15 protein-coding genes are annotated in these 19310 nt (G+C 64.7%); 7 read left to right on the top strand and 8 right to left on the bottom strand.

The annotated features are described in order from the left end of the window. Positions 1-389: 389 nt before the first annotated feature. The 3 genes from WM94_RS15500 to WM94_RS15490 form a co-directional block, all read right to left on the bottom strand. Entirely contained in the window at positions 390-1289 is a 900-nt protein-coding gene (locus WM94_RS15500; RefSeq protein ID WP_061551595.1) for a hydroxymethylglutaryl-CoA lyase, read from the bottom strand. Between the two features lie 19 nt (positions 1290-1308). Next, the gene (locus tag WM94_RS15495) at positions 1309-1707 is read right to left on the bottom strand and encodes a MerR family DNA-binding transcriptional regulator (protein ID WP_013972930.1); all 399 of its coding nucleotides are present in this window, start codon (positions 1705-1707) and stop codon (positions 1309-1311) included. Positions 1708-1871: 164 nt separating this feature from the next. Beyond that, positions 1872-2750 carry a helix-turn-helix domain-containing protein gene (locus tag WM94_RS15490; protein WP_061551594.1) on the bottom strand — a complete coding sequence of 293 codons (879 nt, stop codon included), beginning with the start codon at positions 2748-2750 and terminating at the stop codon, positions 1872-1874. Between the two features lie 172 nt (positions 2751-2922). Between WM94_RS15490 and pobA the strand changes: the two genes are divergently transcribed. From pobA to WM94_RS15475, 3 genes are all read left to right on the top strand, one after another. Further along, on the top strand, positions 2923-4110 hold the full coding sequence (pobA, locus tag WM94_RS15485) for a 4-hydroxybenzoate 3-monooxygenase (RefSeq protein WP_024087256.1): 1188 nt from the start codon (positions 2923-2925) through the stop codon (positions 4108-4110). Positions 4111-4284: 174 nt separating this feature from the next. Beyond that, positions 4285-6075, top strand: coding sequence for a gamma-glutamyltransferase (gene ggt, locus WM94_RS15480; protein ID WP_061551593.1), 1791 nt, complete (start codon positions 4285-4287; stop codon positions 6073-6075). A 70-nt stretch (positions 6076-6145) separates the two neighbouring features. Beyond that, positions 6146-7027 carry a LysR substrate-binding domain-containing protein gene (locus WM94_RS15475; protein ID WP_015270644.1) on the top strand — a complete coding sequence of 294 codons (882 nt, stop codon included), beginning with the start codon at positions 6146-6148 and terminating at the stop codon, positions 7025-7027. A gap of 34 nt (positions 7028-7061) precedes the next feature. Here WM94_RS15475 and WM94_RS15470 read toward each other — a convergent pair whose 3' ends face one another. From WM94_RS15470 to WM94_RS15455, 4 genes are all read right to left on the bottom strand, one after another. Further along, positions 7062-7661, bottom strand: a complete 600-nt coding sequence (locus WM94_RS15470) for an START domain-containing protein (RefSeq protein ID WP_061551592.1) — start codon at positions 7659-7661, stop codon at positions 7062-7064. A 160-nt stretch (positions 7662-7821) separates the two neighbouring features. After that, entirely contained in the window at positions 7822-8658 is an 837-nt protein-coding gene (locus WM94_RS15465) for a bifunctional allantoicase/(S)-ureidoglycine aminohydrolase (RefSeq protein WP_013972924.1), read from the bottom strand. A gap of 106 nt (positions 8659-8764) precedes the next feature. Next, positions 8765-10156, bottom strand: coding sequence for an LLM class flavin-dependent oxidoreductase (locus WM94_RS15460; protein ID WP_061551591.1), 1392 nt, complete (start codon positions 10154-10156; stop codon positions 8765-8767). 16 nt (positions 10157-10172) lie between these two features. Continuing rightward, positions 10173-11153: an aliphatic sulfonate ABC transporter substrate-binding protein gene (locus WM94_RS15455; RefSeq protein WP_061551590.1), complete on the bottom strand. Its 981-nt coding sequence runs from the start codon at positions 11151-11153 to the stop codon at positions 10173-10175. A 299-nt stretch (positions 11154-11452) separates the two neighbouring features. On the opposite strand from WM94_RS15455, the gene WM94_RS15450 reads away from it, so the two are divergent. After that, positions 11453-12136 (top strand): TetR/AcrR family transcriptional regulator, encoded by a 684-nt coding sequence (locus WM94_RS15450; protein ID WP_015270640.1) that lies wholly within the window; start codon positions 11453-11455, stop codon positions 12134-12136. 99 nt (positions 12137-12235) lie between these two features. Here the strand turns inward: WM94_RS15450 and xthA are convergent, their stop codons facing one another. Further along, positions 12236-13048 (bottom strand): exodeoxyribonuclease III, encoded by an 813-nt coding sequence (gene xthA, locus WM94_RS15445; RefSeq protein WP_013972920.1) that lies wholly within the window; start codon positions 13046-13048, stop codon positions 12236-12238. 133 nt (positions 13049-13181) lie between these two features. Between xthA and WM94_RS15440 the strand changes: the two genes are divergently transcribed. The 3 genes from WM94_RS15440 to WM94_RS15430 are packed head-to-tail and all read left to right on the top strand — an operon-like array spanning position 13182 to position 19298. After that, positions 13182-13832: an N-acetyltransferase gene (locus WM94_RS15440; RefSeq protein WP_013972919.1), complete on the top strand. Its 651-nt coding sequence runs from the start codon at positions 13182-13184 to the stop codon at positions 13830-13832. Between the two features lie 52 nt (positions 13833-13884). Next, complete coding sequence (locus WM94_RS15435) at positions 13885-15627, top strand: autotransporter assembly complex family protein (protein ID WP_061551773.1); 1743 nt, start codon at positions 13885-13887, stop codon at positions 15625-15627. Continuing rightward, entirely contained in the window at positions 15624-19298 is a 3675-nt protein-coding gene (locus tag WM94_RS15430) for a translocation/assembly module TamB domain-containing protein (protein WP_061551589.1), read from the top strand. The genes WM94_RS15435 and WM94_RS15430 overlap by 4 nt, the downstream gene beginning before the upstream one ends. Positions 19299-19310: the final 12 nt, after the last annotated feature.

Below are 19310 nucleotides of genomic sequence, written 5' to 3'. Positions count from 1 at the left end.
TGACCTGCCTTCATCATTGCTGATCCGAACCTGGCTGCCGCTACCTGGAGGTAGTTTTATTGTTCTGTGCCAGACCGCGGGGCGTACCCCTGAAAAGCGTGTCGACTCCAAAAAAATCTGCTTGCTACGCCTCTGCCGTGTTGTTCTTGTTATGTCAGAGCCGTTACCTGTTGTTTTTATTGGGTGTCACATTCTTTTTGTTGTTGTGCCAGAGATATAGCAGGGTGCGTGCCAACTTTTGAAAAACCTTTAAAATCAAGCACTTGGCGATTTCAGTCGAAATCGAACGGCCTGAAATTCTGCCGATTTGTTTCCCTGTTACCCGATTTTTTGCTGCAAAACGTGGGGGCGGTAACACTTCACCCACACCAATGTGACACCCGTATGACTTATTGCGCGCTGCGCGCCCGCGCTACCCGCGACCCGTTGTCGCGGCCCAGCACGCTGCTGATGCGGCGGCCGGCGGCGATCAGCAGGTCCAGGTCGATGCCGGTTTCAATGCCCAGCCCCTGCAGCAGGTACACCACGTCTTCACTGGCGATATTGCCGGTAGCGCCTTTGGCATAGGGGCAGCCGCCCAGCCCGGCCACCGAGCTGTCGAACACGCTGATGCCTTCGAGCAGGCTGGCATACACGTTGGCCAGGGCCTGGCCATAGGTATCGTGGAAGTGCCCGGCCAGTTGCTCGCGCGGTACCTGCGCCGCGACCACCTCGAACAGGCGCCGGGTTTCGCCGGCGGTGCCGGTGCCGATGGTGTCGCCCAGCGATACCTCGTAGCAGCCCATGTCGTGCAGGGCACGGGCCACCGGGGCGACCTGCTCGGCGCTGACCTTGCCTTCATAGGGGCAGCCGAGCACGCACGACACATAGCCGCGCACGCGCACACCGTGGTTGCGCGCGGCTTCCATGATCGGCTCGAAGCGCTTGAGGCTGTCGCTGATCGAGCAGTTGATGTTGCGTTGCGAGAAGGCTTCGGAGGCGGCCGCGAACACCGCCACTTCCTTCACGCCGGCGGCCAGGGCGTCCTCGAAACCGCGCAGGTTGGGGGCCAGCGCCGCATAGGTGACACCCGGGCGCTGCTGGATGCCGGCGAACACTTCGGCGGAGCCGGCCATCTGTGGTACCCACTTGGGCGAGACGAAACTGCCCACTTCGATATAGGCCAGGCCCGCTTCGGTGAGGTCGTCCACCAGGCGCACCTTGTCGGCGACGCTGATGGGCTGGGCTTCGTTCTGCAGGCCGTCGCGGGGGCCTACTTCGACCAGGCGGACGTGTTTGGGCAAGGACATGGCGGGTTTCCTGTGGCGTTCAGCGGTTGTCTTTGTTGTTCAGGGTGGCGGCCAGGGCTTGTTCGCAGCGCTCCTGGGCGGTGTCCAGCTCCAGCTGCATCTGGTGGATGTCGAGCATCTGCTGTTCCAGCTGGGCGCGGCGCTCGGCGATTTTCGCCAGCATGCTGTTGAGCTGCTTGAGGTTGCCGCTGGAGGGATCGTACAGCTCGATCAGCTCGCGGCATTCGGCCAGCGAAAAGCCGATGCGCTTGCCGCGCAGGATGAGCTTCAGGCTGACCTTGTCACGCGCTGAATAGATACGCTCCAGGCCACGGCGCTCGGGGCTCAGCAGGCCCTGTTCCTCATAGAAGCGGATGGCGCGGGTGGTGATGTCCAGTTCGCGGGACAGGTCGGAGATGCTGTAGGTCTGGGTGCTCATGCTGGGGCTCGGCGTGGTGTATGCGGGTATCCTGAGGGCAGGTTGACGTATACGTCAAGCAAGAGGCGCGGAATGTGTGTTGCCTGTGCAGGCCTCTTCGCGGGTAAACCCGCTCCCCTGTAGGAGCGGGTTTACCCGCGAAGAGGCCTGCACAGGCGAAAAAATTACTCAGACAACCCCGACCTGCGATACCCATTCGGCGTCTGCCCAGTCAACCGCTTGAACCACCGGGCAAAATACGTCGGGTCGGTAAACCCCAGGCTATCCGACAACTGCCCGATGCTCATCCGCGTATAGATCAGGTTGCGCCGAGCCTCCAGCAGCAACCGCTGGTGCACCACCTGCAGCGCGGTCTGCCCACTCAGTGCCCGGCACAGCTGGTTCAACTGCAAACTCGGAATATTCAACCGCGCGGCAAAATCCTCCACCGACAGGTGCTCACGGTAATGCGCCTCGACCAGGCGCAGGTACTGCCCCAGCAACTGGCGGTCACGTTCATCGCGGTTGCGCGGTACCTGCACCAGCTGCTGGCGGCGGCTGATCCACACCATCAGCGCCGTCACCAGTGCTTCGAGCAAGGCCGCCCGCGCCGGGGCGTTGCCCTGGTACTCCTGCTGCAGGGTGTCGATCAGGCTGCGCAGATGCACCCGGTCCCGGCCCAGCGGGTAACACGCCGCCTTCGCCAGTACCGCCAGCGGCGCGCCCAGGCGCTGCTCCAGGTTTGCCACCAGTGCCGTGCCAAAGGTCAGCACATGCCCCTGGATATCGGCGCTGAAGCGAAAGCCGTGCACGGTCATCGGCGGTACCACCTGGATTGCCGCTTCGCTGATGGCGCTGCGCACCCCCTCGATCTCCACCTCGGCCCGGCCGCGTTGCACATACAGCAACTGGAACAGCTCGGCGTGCTGGTGCGGCTTGATTTCCCAGTGATGCAAACGGCTACGCGCCGGGATCGACTCGCAATGCAGCAGGTCGGTGCCGGGCCAGGCCTGGTTTTCGCCATACAGCTTGAACAAGGGGACGCCGGGGAGGGTGGATTTCATGCGTGCAGGCCTGTCCGTTAATCGAACGTTTTTTGTAAAAGTGCAGGTTATGCATGGAATAGCACACTTCAATGGCTGTTTTTGCCAGTAAAAATGCAAAGGCAAACCATAACAGCAGATGCCGCCCCACTGCCAGTCCAGGGCCGGCATCGTCCGCACAGAGACAACAACAATGAAAACTCAGGTCGCAATTATTGGTGCAGGTCCGTCTGGCCTGCTGCTGGGCCAACTGCTGCACAAGGCCGGTATCGATACCGTCATCGTCGAACGCCAGACGCCCGAATACGTGCTTGGCCGCATCCGTGCCGGGGTACTGGAGCAAGGCACGGTCGACCTGCTGCGTGAAGCCGGTGTGGCCGAGCGCATGGACCGTGAAGGCCTGGTACACGAGGGTGTCGAACTGCTGGTCGGCGGGCGCCGCCAACGCCTGGACCTCAAGGCCCTGACCGGTGGCAAGACGGTGATGGTATACGGCCAGACCGAAGTCACCCGTGACCTGATGCAAGCACGTGAAGCCAGCGGCGCGCCGATCATCTATTCGGCAAGCAATGTCCAGCCGCACGAACTCAAGGGCGAACAGCCCTACCTGACCTACGAAAAAGACGGCCAGATGCACCGCGTGGACTGCGACTACATTGCCGGTTGTGACGGCTTCCACGGTGTCTCGCGGCAAAGCATCCCCGAGGGCATCCTCAAGCAGTACGAGCGGGTCTACCCGTTTGGCTGGCTGGGCATGCTGTCAGACACGCCACCGGTCAACCACGAACTTATTTACGCCCACCACGAACGCGGTTTCGTGCTGTGCAGCCAGCGTTCGCACACCCGTAGCCGCTACTACCTGCAGGTGCCGCTGGACGAGCAGGTGGAGGCGTGGCCCGACGAGCGCTTCTGGGCGGAGCTGAAGGCACGCTTGCCCGAAGACGTGGCTGCGCGCCTGGTCACCGGCCCGGCCCTGGAAAAGAGCATCGCGCCGCTGCGCAGCCTGGTGGTCGAGCCGATGCAGTATGGCCACCTGTTCCTGGTCGGTGACGCCGCACATATCGTCCCGCCGACCGGCGCCAAGGGCCTGAACCTGGCGGCATCGGATGTCAACTACCTGTACCGGATCCTGGTCAAGGTGTATCGCGAAGGGCGCACCGACCTGTTGCAGCAGTATTCGCCGCTGGCCCTGCGCCGAGTGTGGAAAGGCGAGCGCTTCAGCTGGTTCATGACCCAGCTGCTGCATGACTTCGGCAGCCACAAGGACGCCTGGGACCAGAAGATGCAGGAGGCCGACCGCGAGTACTTCCTGACCTCGCCGGCGGGGCTGGTGAACATTGCCGAGAACTATGTAGGGCTGCCGTTCGAAGAAGTGGCCTGAGTTCCAGGGACCGCGCAACGCTTGAGGTCGATGCGGTCGAGGTGGGAGCTGGCTTGCCGGCGATCACGGGCGTAGCCCGTGCCATGCACCCTTGCCAAACGCGCCAGGGCTTGAGTTAAGTCTGCGCATGACTGACAGTGCCTTGCTGAACAGGTAGTGGCAGGAAGCACGACGATGAAATTCTCCACCCCCCTGATGGGCGCCTTGTGCCTGGTAGCTGCCAGTGGCTGGGCCTGTGCCGACCAGGTGCTGCCCGCGCCACCGGAACTGGCCTCCGGCTACCGCACTGGCCTGCAGCCGGTGCATGCCAGCCGGCACATGGCCGCAGCTGCCAACCCGCTGGCCAGCGAAGCGGGGCGGGCGATGCTGCGTGCCGGTGGCAGCGCCATCGACGCGGCCATCGCCATGCAGATGGTGCTGACCCTGGTCGAACCGCAATCCAGCGGTATTGGCGGCGGGGCGTTCATCCTCTACTGGGACGGCCAGCGCGTGCAGGCCTTCGATGGCCGCGAGGCAGCCCCGGCGGCGGTAACGGAAAACCTGTTCCTGCAAGCCGATGGTTCACCGATGCCGTTCAGGACGGCGCAGATCGGCGGGCGCTCGGTGGGCGTACCAGGGGTTCTGCGTGTCCTGAAGCTGGCCCATGAGCAGCACGGCAAGCTGCCCTGGCGCGACCTGTTCGCCCCGGCCATTGCGCTGGCGCGCAACGGTTTCGCGGTTTCCGAACGCCTTCACACCCTGGTGGCGGGCGACCCGTTCATTGCCCGCTCACCCGCCATGGCCCGTTACTTCCTGGATGAACAGGGCAAGCCACTGGCGGTGGGGACTACCTTGCGCAACCCCGAGCTTGCGCAAACCTTCGAGCAGATTGCCGAGCAAGGCCCCGAGGTGTTCTACAGCGGCGAGATCGCCGAAGCCATCGTCGCCAAGGTGCGCAGCCATGCCAATGCCGGCTACCTGTCGCTGCAGGATATGCAGCAGTACCGAGCCAAAGTGCGCGAGCCGCTGTGTGGCCCCTACAAGGCCTGGCGCATCTGTGGCATGCCACCGCCATCGTCGGGCGGGGTGACGGTGCTGCAGACCCTGGGCATCCTGGAGGCACTGCAGCGGGCTTCGCCACAGCGCGACCTTGCCGCCATGCGGCCGCTGCGCACTTCGACCGTTGCCGGGCTGGAAGCCCCGCCGCTGGCCGTGCATCTAGTTGCCGAGGCCGAGCGCCTGGCCTATGCCGACCGCGCCCAGTACCTGGCCGACAGCGATTACGTGCCGGTGCCGCTCAAGGCCCTGACCGACTCCACATACCTGGCCAGCCGCGCGGCGCAGGTCGGCGAGTACAGCATGAAACGCGCCCGCCCGGGCCAGCCGCAGGGGGCCGACCTGGCCCTGGCGCCTGACCGCTCGCCGCTGCGCATTTCCACCTCGCACCTCAGCGCGGTGGATGACCGCGGCCAGGCCCTGGCCATGACCACTTCGGTGGAAGCAGCGTTCGGCTCGCACCTGATGGTCAAGGGCTTCTTGCTCAACAACCACCTGACCGACTTCTCGTTCATCCCCCGGGAACAAGGCAAGCCCGTGGCCAACCGGGTGCAACCGGGCAAGCGGCCGCTGTCGGCCATGGCGCCGACCCTGGTGTTCTCGCAAGCTTCCGGAGAGCTGGTGGCCAGCCTGGGCTCGCCCGGCGGCTCGCAGATCATCGGCTACGTGAACAAGGCGCTGATCGGCCTGCTGGATTGGCAGCTCGACCCGCAGCAGGCCGCCGGCCTGCCCAACTTCGGCAGCCGCAATGCCGGCACCGAAGTAGAGGCGGGTTTGGCCAGCCCTGCACTGATCCGGCAGTTGGCAGCCTGGGGGCATGAGGTGACGCCGATGATCATGACCAGTGGCATGCAGATCATCCAGCGCAGTGGCGAGGGTTGGTCGGGTGGTGCCGACCCTCGGCGCGAAGGCGTGGCAGTCGGCGACTAGCGGTGTGCGTTGCGGTGCAGCAGGTGGCGTGATAGAAGTCAGTCTAGCCATTCAAAAGTTGAATACCAAGATGTCAATCAGCGTGAAATCGAATAGGGCCCTGTTCGACCTCGACCTGCTGCGTGCCATTGTCGTGGTGGCCGATTGCGGCAGCTTCACCACGGCTGCTGCGCGCCTGCACTCCACCCAATCGACCATCAGCCAGAAGGTGCGCCGCCTGGAGGATATGGTTGGCCACCGGCTGCTGGTGCGTGGCAATCGCGACGTGCTGCCGACCGACGCCGGGCAGACCCTGCTCGGCTATGCCCGGCACATGCTGGCCCTCAACGACCAGATGCTCGAAGCCTTGGCCGGGGCGATGGTTGGTATGACCGTGCGCCTTGGCGTGCCCGAGGACTTCGTGGGTGGGCGTACCACCAATGCGTTGTCGGCGTTCAGCCGGCTGCACCCGCAGGTGAAGCTGGAAGTGACCAGCGGCCTGTGCCGCGACCTCAGCCAGGCCTACGACAACGGTGAGCTCGACCTGGTGTTGCTCAAGCAGCGGCGCAACAGCCGCGAAGGCGTGGCCTGCTGGCCCGAGCGCCTGCAGTGGATCGACAGCGCGCGCACGCCCGCCTTCGAACTGGACCCGATCCCGCTGGTGACCTTCCCGCCCCGCGGCCTGTACCGCGACGACATGATTACCGCCATCGAAGGCATGGGCCGGCGTTGGCGCATCAGCTTCACCAGTTCCAGCCTCAGCGGCATCCAGGCAGCGGTCGCCGATGGTATGGGCATCAGCCTGCTGCCGCCACGGGCGGCGACCGGCGAGCATCGGGTGCTCGGTGCGGAGCAGGGGCTACCTGAGGTCGACAGCTATGAAATCGTCATCGTCCACCGGCCGACGGCGGATGTGATGGTCAAGGCGCTGGCCGAGGTGATGACGCAATTGCTTGCGGGTGGCGGGATCTGACAGGGTTGAGGCCGGTGCAGGTTTTCAATGCCCTCTAGGGCTGGCGCTCGGCCACCGCTCGCAGGGTCCGCAACGTCACCACTGGCGCATCCACCACAAACCGGTTGGCCAGCCACCCCGGCACATCCCCGGCAGGGTCGGCTTGCAGCTGGTAAGTCACCTCGGTCCTGCGCTCACCCAGCGGTTTCATCCGCCACTCGCCGTTGAGCTGCTGCACACGGATCAGCCCATCTACCTTGGGGATCCTGTCTGGCTCGGCGCTCAGGTGGCGCAGCATCGTGCCGTCGTCCAGGCGTTCGGTGGTGACCTTCAGCACGATGTCCCGCGGCATCGTCGGCCACGGCAGGTTGGTGGTCAGGTACACCCAGGTGTTTTCGCCCTGCACATCCAGCAAGCGCATCTCGGCACAGGCGTACAGCCACTTGCAGGCCACCCGCAGGTTCTCCTGCAGGTCGGTGAGCGTGCGAACGCTGGCTTTCATGGTGCTGACACCACGGAATTGCTGGTAGGGCGAGTCGGGGGCGGCGCTCAGGTAAACGCGGATGCCTTCGCGGTCGTAGGCCAGGTTCCAGTCATCGGCGGCTGGGGCGGGGGTGCAGAACAGCAGGGCGGTGAGCAGCAGGCAGCGGTTCATGGCTGGTACCGCACGGGGGCAGGATTTTCAGTATGCGGCTACTGGGGCTGCCTTGCAGCCCTTTCGCGACACAAGGCCGCTGCCACAGGGTTCGGGGTACACCGTACTTTTGTGGGAGCGGCCTTGTGTCGCGAAAGGGGCGCAGAGCGCCCCCAATGCATCAACGCTTAGGGTTGAGCGTCAGGTGCACATGACGGTTCACGTCCTTGTACAGCAGGTAGCTGAACTTGCCTGGGCCGCCGGCGTAGCAGGCTTGCGGGCAGAAGGCGCGCAGCCACATGAAGTCGCCGGCTTCCACTTCGACCCAGTCCTGGTTCAGGCGGTACACCGCCTTGCCTTCCAGCACGTACAGGCCGTGTTCCATCACGTGGGTCTCGGCGAACGGGATCACGCCGCCCGGCTGGAAGGTGACGATGTTCACGTGCATGTCGTGGCGCATGTCGGCCATGTCGACGAAGCGGGTGGTGACCCAGCGGCCTTCGGTGCCCGGCATCTCGATGACGGTGGCGTTGTCACGGTGGGTGACGAACGACTCGGGAACGTCCAGGCCTTCGACCTTCTGGTAGTGCTTGCGCAGCCAGTGGAAGGTGACGTTGGACTTGCTGTTGTTGCGCAGGCTCCACTCGGCGCCCGGGGCCAGGAAGGCGTAGCCGCCCGGTACCAGGGTGTGGTGCTTGCCTTCGACGGTGATGTCCAGTTCGCCTTCGACGATGAACACCACGGCTTCAGCGTTCGGGTCCAGCTCAGGGCGTTCGCTGCCGCCTTCCGGGGCCACTTCGACGATGTACTGGGAGAAGGTTTCGGCAAAACCGGTCAGCGGGCGGGCGATGACCCACATGCGCATCTTGTCCCAGAACGGCAGGTGGCTGGTGACGATGTCACGCATCACGCCCTTGGGGATGACGGCATAGGCTTCGGTGAACATGGCACGGTCAGTCAGCAGCTCGGTCTGAGCCGGGTGCCCACCGTGGGGGGCGAAGTACGAATGGTTCGACATGGACGATCTCGACTTGTTGTTCTCTCCCCATGCCGTGAACCGCACCGGCCGGTGCGGCGCAGGGGATGTGGCGACAGAATAGGGTCGAGTGCGTGCCATCCACAAATTAAATGTTGGAATACCCGGTATTTGCAGGCTGAATGCGAATCTGCCGGCCAGCGTGCCCTTCCGGCAAGCGGTCGCCCTGGCCGAACAGCTTGTGGCGCAAGGTGCCTTCGGCATAACTCAGCGGGTAGCGGCCACGGCGTTGCAACTCCGGCACCAGCAGCTCGACCACATTTGCCAGGTCGTCTGGTTGCACTGCGTAGGTCAGGTTGAAGCCATCGATGCCGGTCTGGTCCAGCCAGCTTTCCAGCTGGTCGGCCACCTCGCTGGCAGCACCCACCAGCACCGGGCCACGGCCGCCCAGGCCGACGAACTCGGCAGCCTCGCGCACGGTCCAGCGGCGGTTCGGGTCGGCGGCGGTAAAGGCGGCCAGGGCTGCGCGGCCGGCATCGTTCTCGACGTATTCGATGGGCGCATCGGGGTCGAGGCCGGCAAAGTCGATGCCGGTCCAGCCCGACAGCAGTGCCAGGGCGGCGTCCAGGTCGACATAACGGCGGTATTCGGCGAAGCGCGCTTCGGCCTCCTCCCGGGTGGGGGCGACGATCAACAGCGCCTGGGCGTAGATCAGCACCTCGTCCCGGCCACGCCCGGCCACCTCGCTGGCCTGGCGGATGCCGTCGGCGTAGCGGCGCAGTACTGTGGGCGTCGGCCCGCTGATGAACACGCATTCGGCGTGCCGCGCCGCGAACTGCTGGCCGCGTGCCGAAGCACCGGCCTGGAACAGCACAGGCGTGCGTTGCGGCGAAGGTTGGCACAGGTGCATCCCCGGCACCTGGAAGTGCTCGCCCACATGGTTGATGGAGTGCACCCGGGCGGGTTCGATATAGCGCCCGCTGTCACGCTCCAGCAGCACCGCATCGTCGTCCCAGCTTTTCTCCCATAGCTTGTACAGCACCTGCAGGTATTCCTCGGCCAGGTCATAGCGCTGGTCGTGGCCCAACTGGCGCGCCAGGCCCAGGTTGCGCGCGGCGCTGTCGAGGTAGCCGGTGACGATGTTCCAGCCGACCCGGCCATTGCTCAGGTGGTCGAGCGTCGACATGCGCCGGGCGAACGGGTAGGGGTGTTCGTAGGTGAGCGAGAAGGTGACGCCGAAGCCCAGGTGCTCGGTAACCCCGGCCATGGCCGGCACCAGCAGCAGCGGGTCGTTGACCGGCACCTGCACGCCACCGCGCAGGGCGGCTTCGGGGCCGCCCTGGTAGACGTCGTAGATGCCCAGCACATCGGCGATGAACAGGGCATCGAACAAGCCGCGTTCGAGCAGGCGGGCCAGGTCGGTCCAGTAGCCCAGGCGGTTGAAGGCCACGCTGGTGTTGCGCGGGTGGCGCCACAGGCCGGGGGACTGGTGGCTGGCGGCATTCATGCTGAAGGCGTTGAAGCGAATCGGGCGGGGCATGGTGGGCGCGCTCCGCTCAAGGCAATACGGAAGCCGGGTAGACCGCGTCGGCCACCTGCAGCTTGCGTGGAATCAGGCCCAGGCCCTGGAAGGTGTCGGCCAGCTTTTGTTGCTCGGCAACGATCTCTGGGGTGATGGCCACGGCATTGTAGTTGCGCCGCTCGCTGGCCGCTTGCAGCACGTTGGCGTTGATCCCGAGTTGCGGGGCCAGCAGTGCGGCGACTTCCGCAGGCTTGGCGTTGGCCCATTGGCTGACCTTGGCCAGCTCTGCGAAGAAGGTCTTCAGCAAGGCGCGATGCTGGTCGGCGAAGCTGGCGGTGGACAGGTAGAAGGTGCGGTTGTTGGACAGGCCGCTGCCGTCGCGCAGGTTCTTCAGGCCCGGCTGGCTTTCTGCCGCGGCGAGGAACGGGTCCCACAGGGTCACGGCCTGGACACTGCCCGATTGCAGGGCAGCCACGGCATCGGCGGCGTTGTTGACGTAGGCCGGGGTGATGTCCTGGTAGCTGAGGCCGGCCTGTTCCAGGGCAACGGCCAGCAGGTACTGGGCGTTCCAGCCGCGGCCGGTGGCCACGCGCTTGCCCTTGAGGTCTTGCACGCTGGCCAGGTTGTCCTGCTCACGTACCACCAGGCCGATGCCACGTGGGTAGGGCTGCTCGGCGGCCAGGTACACCACCGGCTTGCCTGCGGCCTGGGCGAACACCGAGGGTGCGTCGGCGGCATGGCCGAGGTCGATGGCGCCGGTGCTCAAGGCTTCGAGCAACTGCGGGCCGGCGGCGAACTCGTGCCAGCTGACTTTCACGCCTTGCGGCGCCAGGGCCTTCTCCAGGGCACCGCTGCCCTTGAGGATGTTGATGCTGTTGAACTTCTGGTAACCGATGCGCAGGGTCCTGGCCTCGTCGGCAAGGGCTTGGGACCAGGGCAACAGGGTACTGGCGACACTGGCCAGCAAGCCGCCGATCAACAGGCGGCGCAGGGGGGAAAAGACACGGGCGGGCATGGGCATTGCTCCTTGAACGGGGAGGGAAGCGATGCGCCCAGACTAGGGAGGTGGCGTTTGGCATTCAATTTTTATATCTCTTTTTGTTAGATTGTTTTGTTATTTTTATATCCTTTTGTTTTTTCACGTCTGGTCCATTTCACATTCACTTGCCAGGCTCCCGGCAGGCCATTCGATGACGAGAGCGTGGAGGGCCTTCGCACTCCGACGTTCCTGTTCTGCGACCAACAGCGCGCTTCCCTGCATGGCCGCGCTCGCGGATAATCCCCCTCATTCCAATAAACAGCCTGTGAGTGGGTATGAGTGATTCCGTAGTCAGCCTCGGCCAGCCTGAAACCGAAGGGGGGCGCAAGACGCGCAAGAACAACCCCGAGAAAACGCGCGAGGACATCCTCCAGGCCGCCATCAACGAGTTCGTCCAGCAAGGGCTGGCCGGTGCCCGCGTCGACGCCATCGCCGAGCGCACCGCCACCTCCAAGCGCATGATCTACTACTACTTCGGCAGCAAGGAGCAGCTGTACTGCGAGTGCCTGATCAAGCTGTACGGCGACATCCGCAAGACCGAGCAAAGCCTGGACCTTGAGTCGCTGCCGGCCGAGCAGGCGATCCGCCGGCTGGTGGAGTTCACCTTCGATCACCACGACCGCAACGTCGATTTCGTGCGGATCATCTGCACCGAAAACATCCACTATGGCGAGTACGTCAAGCAGTCGCCGGCGATTCGCGAAATGAGTAGCCTGGTGCTCGAGGCTCTGGGCAATACCTTGCGCCGTGGGGTGCAGGAAGGTGTGTTCCGCACCGGCATCGAGGTCATCGACCTGCACATGCTGATGAGCTCGTTCTGCTTCTACCGGGTTTCGAACCGGCACACCTTTGGCGAGATCTTCCAGATCGACCTGTCCGATGAGCAGGTCAAGCTGCGTCACAAGGCCATGATCTGTGATGCTGTGTTGCGGTATATCCAGACCGAGCACCGCCCCTGAAAATTCTCCAGCGGCTGGGCCGGCTCCTTTGCCGGCAAGCCAGCCCACGGGTGCAAGAACTGGCTTGCCGGCGATGGGCCGCGTAGCAGCCCCCGGCGATCAGCTCAATTCCAGCCAGATCGGCGCATGGTCCGACGGCTTTTCCATCCCGCGCAGTTCGTAGTCCACACCTGCATCCTTGATCCGCGGCACCAGGTGCTGGGAGGCCATGATCAGGTCGATGCGCAGGCCGCGCTTGGGCTCGTCCTCGAAACCGCGGCTGCGGTAGTCGAACCAGCTGAAGCGGTCGGCCACTTCCGGGTAAAGGTGGCGGAAACTGTCCACCAGGCCCCAGCCCTTCAAGCGTTCCATCCACTCGCGCTCTTCCGGCAGGAAACTGCACTTGCCAGTCTTGAGCCAGCGCTTGGCATTGTCCGGGCCGATGCCGATGTCGCAGTCCTGCGGCGAGATATTCATGTCGCCCATCACCAGCAGTGGCTGGTCGTTGCGGAACTGGCCCTCCAGCAGCGCCTGCAGGTCGCTGTAGAAGCGCTGCTTGGCCGGGAACTTGGTGGGGTGGTCGCGGCTTTCACCCTGAGGGAAATAGCCGTTCATGATGGTGATCGGGTTGCCATCGGCATCGGCGAAGGTGCCCCAGATGAAGCGGCGCTGAGCGTCTTCCTCATCGCTGGCAAAACCCTTGTGCAGGCTCAGCGGTGCCTGGCGGGACAGCAGGGCCACGCCATAGTGGCCTTTCTGGCCGTGGTAATGCACGTGGTAGCCCAGCGCCTGCACGTCGGCCAGCGGGAACTGATCGTCGCTGACCTTGGTTTCCTGCAGGCCGATCACGTCCGGCTGGTGCTTTTCGATCAGCGCCGCCAGCTGGTGCGGGCGGGCCCGCAGGCCGTTGATGTTGAAACAGACGATCTTCATGGAAAGATGATCCCGGTAAAAGGCGCGATGCTAGCCGACATCGCTTGCCATCACCAGCATGGCGGCTTCGGCAGCCTGCTGCTAACGTCCTTTCCAAGGCACCCATGAGCCCATTCCAGGAGGACTGCCCGCAATGCCCGAAACCACTGCCGCTCCGGCCCGTGTCTGCCTGCTCGATGACGGCTACAGCCGTGAGGCGCGTTCGCTTCTGTACAACGCCTACCGTCACGAACCTACCTTCGCCTATATCTTCGAGGCTCAGCGCCCAGGCTACGAGCGGCGTCTGCGGGTGATGGTGCGCGAGTGGGTACGCCAGCACTTCTACCTGCAACTGCCCGCCATCGGCCTGCTGGTGGAAGACCGCCTGATCGCCATGGCCCTGATCGTGCCGCCGATGCGCCGGCTGGGCGTGGCCGACAGCTGGGCCTGGCGCCTGCGCATGATAATGGGCACCGGCCTGCGCTGTACGCGCCGCTACATGGACTACCAGGCCGCCCTGGCCACCTGCCTGCCCACCGACGAGGTGCATGTGCTGCCGCTGCTGGGCGTGCACCCGCAGTTCCAGGGCAAGCACTACGGCGAGCAATTGTTACAAGCTGTGCATGACTGGTGTGCAGACGACCCTGGTACGCAGGGAGTGGTGCTGGACACCGGCAACGAGCATTACCTGGCCTTTTACCAGCGCCAGGGCTATGAGGAAATTGGCGAGGTGGCTGTAGGACCAATCCGTGAGAGGGTGTTCTTCCATCCCAACCCGGTCTCTTCCAATTCTGCTTTTGCCTGAGCGGACCGCGCGACGGCTCCCTTGAGCGCCCGGCTCTGGTAGCATGCGCCGCATGACGTATTCAGGAAGATTGACCTGGGGCCTGGTTATCTGGGTCGCCAGTTTCGCAGCATGGGGCCAGAGTGAGTTGCTGGTGAAGGTCAAACCGGCCAACAAGGCGCTCAAGGCCAATGTCGAAGGCTATATCGGTACCCTTGGCGACCGCGATGAAGAAGCGCTGCTGCGCTTCAGTCGCGGCGCCCAGGAGCAGGCGCGCAAAGCCGCGCAGGCACTTGGCTACTACCAGGCGCAGATCGACACAGAGGTCAAGCCCGCCAGCGAGGCTGACCGTTCCCCGCAACTGATCATCACCATCGACCCTGGCGAGCCGATTCGCCTGCGCAACGTGACCATACGCATCGAAGGCCCCGCCAGTGAGATGAAGGCTTTCCGCGTGCCCGACAGCAAGGCCCTGCGCGCGGGTGAACAACTCAACCACGGCCATTACGAAGATGCCAAGCGGCTGATCCAGAACCAGGCGTCGCGCTACGGCTTCTTCAGTGGGCGCTTCAGCCGCCAGCGCCTGGCGGTAGACCCCCAGGCCGGTGTGGCCGATATCGAACTGGTCTACCAGAGCGGCCCGCGCTATCACCTGGGCGCGGTCACCTTCGGTGGCGACACACCGCTGGACGACGACCTGCTGCAGCGTATGGTCTCGTTCAAGCCGGGTACACCTTACGACTCGGAACTGATCGCCGAGCTGAACAATGACCTGCAATCGAGCGGCTACTTCGAAGGCGTGCGCGTGGATGCGGCGCCCACCGCCGCCGTGGGCGAAGAAATCCCCGTGGATGTCCGCCTGCAAACCCGCAAACCGCGCACCATGGGCCTGGGCCTGGGCTTCTCGACCGACGTCGGGCCCCGCGGCAAGGCCAACTGGACCCGCCACTGGGTCAACCCGCAAGGCCATAGCTACGGCTGGGAAACCGAACTGTCGGCACCCCGGCAGAACGTCGGCCTTTGGTACGACATCCCCCTCGACCCGCCGCTGACCGACAAGTTGCGCTTTGCCGGTGGCTACCAGAACGAAGAGATTGCCGGCACCGACACCCTCAGCAAACTGCTGACGGTGGGCCCCGAGTGGCACAGCAAGCTGCCAAGCGGCTGGCAGCGGGTGATTTCCCTCAAGTACCAGCGCGAGGAGTACCGTCTGGGTGATGACTCCGGGCTGAGCAACCTGTTGATGCCGGGGGTGAGTTACTCCTTCCTGCGCAGTGACAACCGCATCGACCCGCATAACGGCTACCGCCTGCAGTTCGATGTACAGGTAGCCAAGGAAGGGCTGGTCTCGGACACCAACCTGCTGCATGGCAACGTGCTGCTCAAGGGCCTGACCACGCTTGGCCATGACCATCGCTTGCTCGGCCGGGTGCAGTTCGGTGGCAGCGCGACCAATGGCTTCAAGAACAACATCCCGCCGTCGCTGCGCTTCTTCGCCGGTGGCGACCAGAGCGTGCGTGGCTATGACTACCAGACCTTGTCGCCGAAGAACAGCGACGGCGACCGCATTGGCGGGCGCTATCTGGTCGCCGGCAGTGTCGAGTACCAGTATTCACTGACCGAGAAGTGGCGGCTGGCAACCTTCGTCGACCAGGGCAACTCGTTCAACGACCTGGAGCTGCCAAGCCTCAAGACCGGTGTCGGTTTTGGCGTGCGCTGGGTGTCGCCGGTCGGGCCGCTGCGCCTGGACCTGGCCAAGGCGCTGGATGATGAAGGGGGAATTCGCCTGCACTTTTCCATGGGGCCTGAGCTGTGAAACGCGTGATCAAGTACATTCTGGCGGGCCTGCTGGGGGTAACCGCAAGCCTGGGCCTGGTACTCGGCCTGTTGCTGGGGACCGAAGCCGGCAGCCGCTGGGTGCTGGGCAAGGTGCCCGGGCTTGAGGTGGCTGATTTCCAGGGCCGCCTGGCCGGTAGCTGGCAAGCCAGCCGGCTTATCTGGGCCGATGCCGGCAGCACGGTAGATGTGCAGGCACCGCTGCTGGCCTGGTCGCCGGCATGCCTGCTGCGCTCTACCTTGTGCATTGACCAGTTGCAGGCGCAACGTATCGACATGGCCTTTGCGCCCAGCGCCGAATCGGCCGACAGTGGCCCGCTGCAGTTGCCGGCCTTGCGCTTGCCGCTGGCCATTGAACTGGGTGATGTCAAGGTTGGCCAGTTGCGCCTGGATGGCAGTGACCTGCTTGGCGACTTGCAACTGGCGGCGCGCTGGACCAATGCCGGGCTGCGCATCGACAGCCTGCAGCTGAAGCGTGACGACCTGCAATTGAGCCTGCAGGGCGACCTGCAGCCCGAAGCTGACTGGCCGGTACAACTCCAGGCGCAGTTGCAACTGCCAACGGTAGACGGCAAACCCTGGCAGCTGGCATTGACCGCCACCGGCGAGTTGCAGAAAACCCTGAAACTCGCCGGCACCAGCAGCGGTTACCTCGACGCCACGCTGAACGGGCAATTGCAGGCGTTGGCCGAGCACCTGCCGGCGACCTTGCAGATCCGCTCCGAGGCATTCAAGCCGGCCGCCTCGTTGCCCGACACCGTGCAGTTCAACCAGCTCAAGCTCGACGCCCGGGGCGACCTGCTCAAGGGCTATCAACTGTCAGGGTCGGCCAGCCTGCCGGCCGAGCAGTCGCCGATCGCCTTGCTGTTGTCCGGGCTGGTCGACAGCAAAGGCGCCAGGCTTGATGCCCTGGACCTGAGCGCCAGCGATACCCAGCGGGTCAAGATGCAAGCCACGGCTGACTGGCAGCAAGGCCTGGTCGCCGACGCCCAGTTGGACTGGCAGGACTTTCCGTGGCTGCGCCTGTACCCGCTGGAGACGCCCCCTGAGGTCACCCTCAAGCGGCTCGTGGCCCAGGTGCATTATCGCGATGGCATCTACCAGGGCACCTTCAATGGCGACCTGGATGGCCCGGCTGGCGCGTTCAGCCTGGCCAGCCCCTTCGAAGGTGACCTGAGTCAGGTGAAGCTGCCGCAGTTGGCGCTGACCGCCGGGCAAGGCAAGGCTGCCGGCAGTGTCGCTGTGCGCTTTGCCGACACCTTGGCATGGGATGTCGACCTGCAGTTGTCGGCGCTCGACCCAGCTTATTGGCTGGCCGAGCTGCCGGGTAACCTGGCGGGTCCGCTGCGCAGCAAAGGCGAGATGAAAGGCGACGCCTTGAGCCTCGATGCCCGGCTAGACCTGAAAGGCCGCCTGCGCGGCCAACCGGCAGTGCTTAAGGTCGAGGCCCAGGGGGCAGGGCAGAGCTGGACCTTGGGTACCTTGGCAGTCCAGCTGGGGGATAACCGCATCAATGGCAGTGGCAGCCTGCAGCAACGCCTGGCCGGGCGGCTCGACCTCGACCTGCCGCGCCTGGGCCAGTTGTGGCCAAGGTTGCAGGGCCAGGTCAAGGGCCGGCTTGACGTCGCCGGCACCTTGCAGGCCCCGCAAGGTACGCTGGCCCTGCAGGGCCAGCGGCTTGCCCAGGCGGAAAACCGCGTGCAGCAGCTGGGCCTGGATGCCCGCCTGGACAACGCCCAGCGTGGCGTGATCGAACTGAAGGCCAGCGGCATTCACCTGGGTGACACGGCATTGGGCACCTTGCAGGCCAACGGCAAAGGCGACATTCGCCAGCAAGCCTTGACCCTGGCGCTGGACGGCCCGCAGCTCAAACTCGACCTCGGCCTGGATGGCCAGTTGAACAAGGGTGACTGGCGCGGGCGCCTGGCCAGTGGGCGGATCCAGGCCGGTGGCCAGGACTGGCGGCTGCAGGCACCGGCGCGCCTGCAGCGGCTGGCCAGCGGCCAGCTGGACTTTGCTGCGCACTGCTGGCGCTCCGGCCAGGCCAGCTTGTGCGGCGACGACCAGCGTCTGGCCCCCGAGCCACGCTTGCGCTACCACCTCAAGCAGTTCCCGCTGGACAGCCTGGCCCAGTGGCTGCCGAAGGACTTCGCCTGGCAGGGCCTGCTCAATGCCGACATCAATCTGGACATCCCGGCCAGCGGCCCCAAGGGCAACATCGTCGTCGACGCCAGTGGCGGTACCCTGCGCGTGCGCGACAAGGACCGCTGGGTCGACTTCCCGTACCAGGCCCTGCGCCTGGACAGCACGCTGGCGCCAAGGCGCATCGATACCCGCCTGGCGTTCCGCGGCGAGCGCCTGGGCGAGCTGAACGTCAACACCCGCCTGGATCCACTGGGCAACAACAAACCGCTGTCGGGTGATTTCCAGCTGGCAGGCCTCGACCTTTCGGTGGCACGCCCGTTCGTGCCGATGGTCGAGCGTCTGGCCGGGCAGCTCAATGGCAGTGGCAGGTTGTCGGGCACCTTGCTGGCGCCGCAGGTCAACGGCAACCTGATGCTCAGTGGCGGCGAAGTCAGTGGTGCCGAGCTGCCGGTCAGTCTCGAGGACCTGTCATTGCAGGCGTTGATTGCCGGCGAGCAGGTACAGCTCAACGGCGGCTGGCGCAGTGGCGAGGCGGGGCGTGGCCAGCTCAATGGCAACCTGACCTGGGGCCAGGCACTGGGCATGGACCTGCGTCTGCAGGGCCAGCAACTGCCCGTCACGGTCGAGCCCTATGCGACGCTGGAGGTTGCCCCGGACCTGACCTTGCGCCTGATCGACGACAAGCTGGCGGTGACCGGCAAGGTACAGGTGCCCAAGGGTGCGATCACTGTGCGCGAGCTGCCACCGTCCACCGTCAAGGTCTCGGATGACACGGTGATCGTCGGCCACCAGACCGAAGAGGGCAAACCGCCCATGGCGATGGCCATGGACATTGATGTCGAAGTGGGCCGCGACAAGCTTTCGTTCAGCGGCTTTGGTCTCACGGCCAACCTGCTCGGCCATGTGCACATCGGCGACAACCTCGACACCCGTGGCGAGCTGAACCTGGCCGATGGCCGCTACCGCGCCTACGGCCAGCGCCTGACCATCCGCCGTGCGCGGTTGTTGTTCGCAGGCCCGATCGACCAGCCATACCTGGACATTGAAGCGATCCGCAAGGTCGACGATGTGATTGCCGGTATCCGCCTGAGCGGCAGTGCCGAGCAGCCCACAAGCAAGGTGTTCTCGGAACCGGCCATGAGCCAGGAGCAGGCGCTGTCGTACCTGGTACTGGGGCGGCCGCTGGGCACGTCCGGTGAAGACAACAACATGCTCGCCGAGGCGGCCTTGGGCCTGGGCCTGGCGGGTAGCGCCGGCATCACCGGCAGCCTGGCCTCGAGCCTGGGCATCGACGACTTCCAGCTGGATACCGAAGGTTCGGGTAATACCACCAGCGTGGTCGCCAGCGGCAACCTCACCGAGAAACTGAGCCTGCGCTACGGGGTGGGGGTGTTCGAGCCCGCCAACACCATTGCATTGCGCTACAAGCTGAGCAAGAAGGTGTACCTCGAAGCTGCCAGCGGGCTGGCCAGTTCACTGGACATCTTCTACAAGCGTGACTTCTGAGCTGGCGCGGGG

The sequence above is a fragment of the Pseudomonas sp. ABFPK genome (assembly GCF_001586765.1).
GTDB lineage: Bacteria > Pseudomonadota > Gammaproteobacteria > Pseudomonadales > Pseudomonadaceae > Aquipseudomonas > Aquipseudomonas asiatica.
This window is presented reverse-complemented; position numbering and strand designations above follow the sequence as displayed.

What these genes read in the sequence shown, in the direction of transcription:
- WM94_RS15500 (WP_061551595.1), bottom strand. Translation starts at nt 1,289, where the DNA reads ATGTCCTTGCCCAAACACGTCCGCCTGGTCGAAGTAGGCCCCCGCGAC.
- WM94_RS15495 (WP_013972930.1), bottom strand. Translation starts at nt 1,707, where the DNA reads ATGAGCACCCAGACCTACAGCATCTCCGACCTGTCCCGCGAACTGGAC.
- WM94_RS15490 (WP_061551594.1), bottom strand. Translation starts at nt 2,750, where the DNA reads ATGAAATCCACCCTCCCCGGCGTCCCCTTGTTCAAGCTGTATGGCGAA.
- pobA (WP_024087256.1), top strand. Translation starts at nt 2,923, where the DNA reads ATGAAAACTCAGGTCGCAATTATTGGTGCAGGTCCGTCTGGCCTGCTG.
- ggt (WP_061551593.1), top strand. Translation starts at nt 4,285, where the DNA reads ATGAAATTCTCCACCCCCCTGATGGGCGCCTTGTGCCTGGTAGCTGCC.
- WM94_RS15475 (WP_015270644.1), top strand. Translation starts at nt 6,146, where the DNA reads ATGTCAATCAGCGTGAAATCGAATAGGGCCCTGTTCGACCTCGACCTG.
- WM94_RS15470 (WP_061551592.1), bottom strand. Translation starts at nt 7,661, where the DNA reads ATGAACCGCTGCCTGCTGCTCACCGCCCTGCTGTTCTGCACCCCCGCC.
- WM94_RS15465 (WP_013972924.1), bottom strand. Translation starts at nt 8,658, where the DNA reads ATGTCGAACCATTCGTACTTCGCCCCCCACGGTGGGCACCCGGCTCAG.
- WM94_RS15460 (WP_061551591.1), bottom strand. Translation starts at nt 10,156, where the DNA reads ATGCCCCGCCCGATTCGCTTCAACGCCTTCAGCATGAATGCCGCCAGC.
- WM94_RS15455 (WP_061551590.1), bottom strand. Translation starts at nt 11,153, where the DNA reads ATGCCCGCCCGTGTCTTTTCCCCCCTGCGCCGCCTGTTGATCGGCGGC.
- WM94_RS15450 (WP_015270640.1), top strand. Translation starts at nt 11,453, where the DNA reads ATGAGTGATTCCGTAGTCAGCCTCGGCCAGCCTGAAACCGAAGGGGGG.
- xthA (WP_013972920.1), bottom strand. Translation starts at nt 13,048, where the DNA reads ATGAAGATCGTCTGTTTCAACATCAACGGCCTGCGGGCCCGCCCGCAC.
- WM94_RS15440 (WP_013972919.1), top strand. Translation starts at nt 13,182, where the DNA reads ATGCCCGAAACCACTGCCGCTCCGGCCCGTGTCTGCCTGCTCGATGAC.
- WM94_RS15435 (WP_061551773.1), top strand. Translation starts at nt 13,885, where the DNA reads ATGACGTATTCAGGAAGATTGACCTGGGGCCTGGTTATCTGGGTCGCC.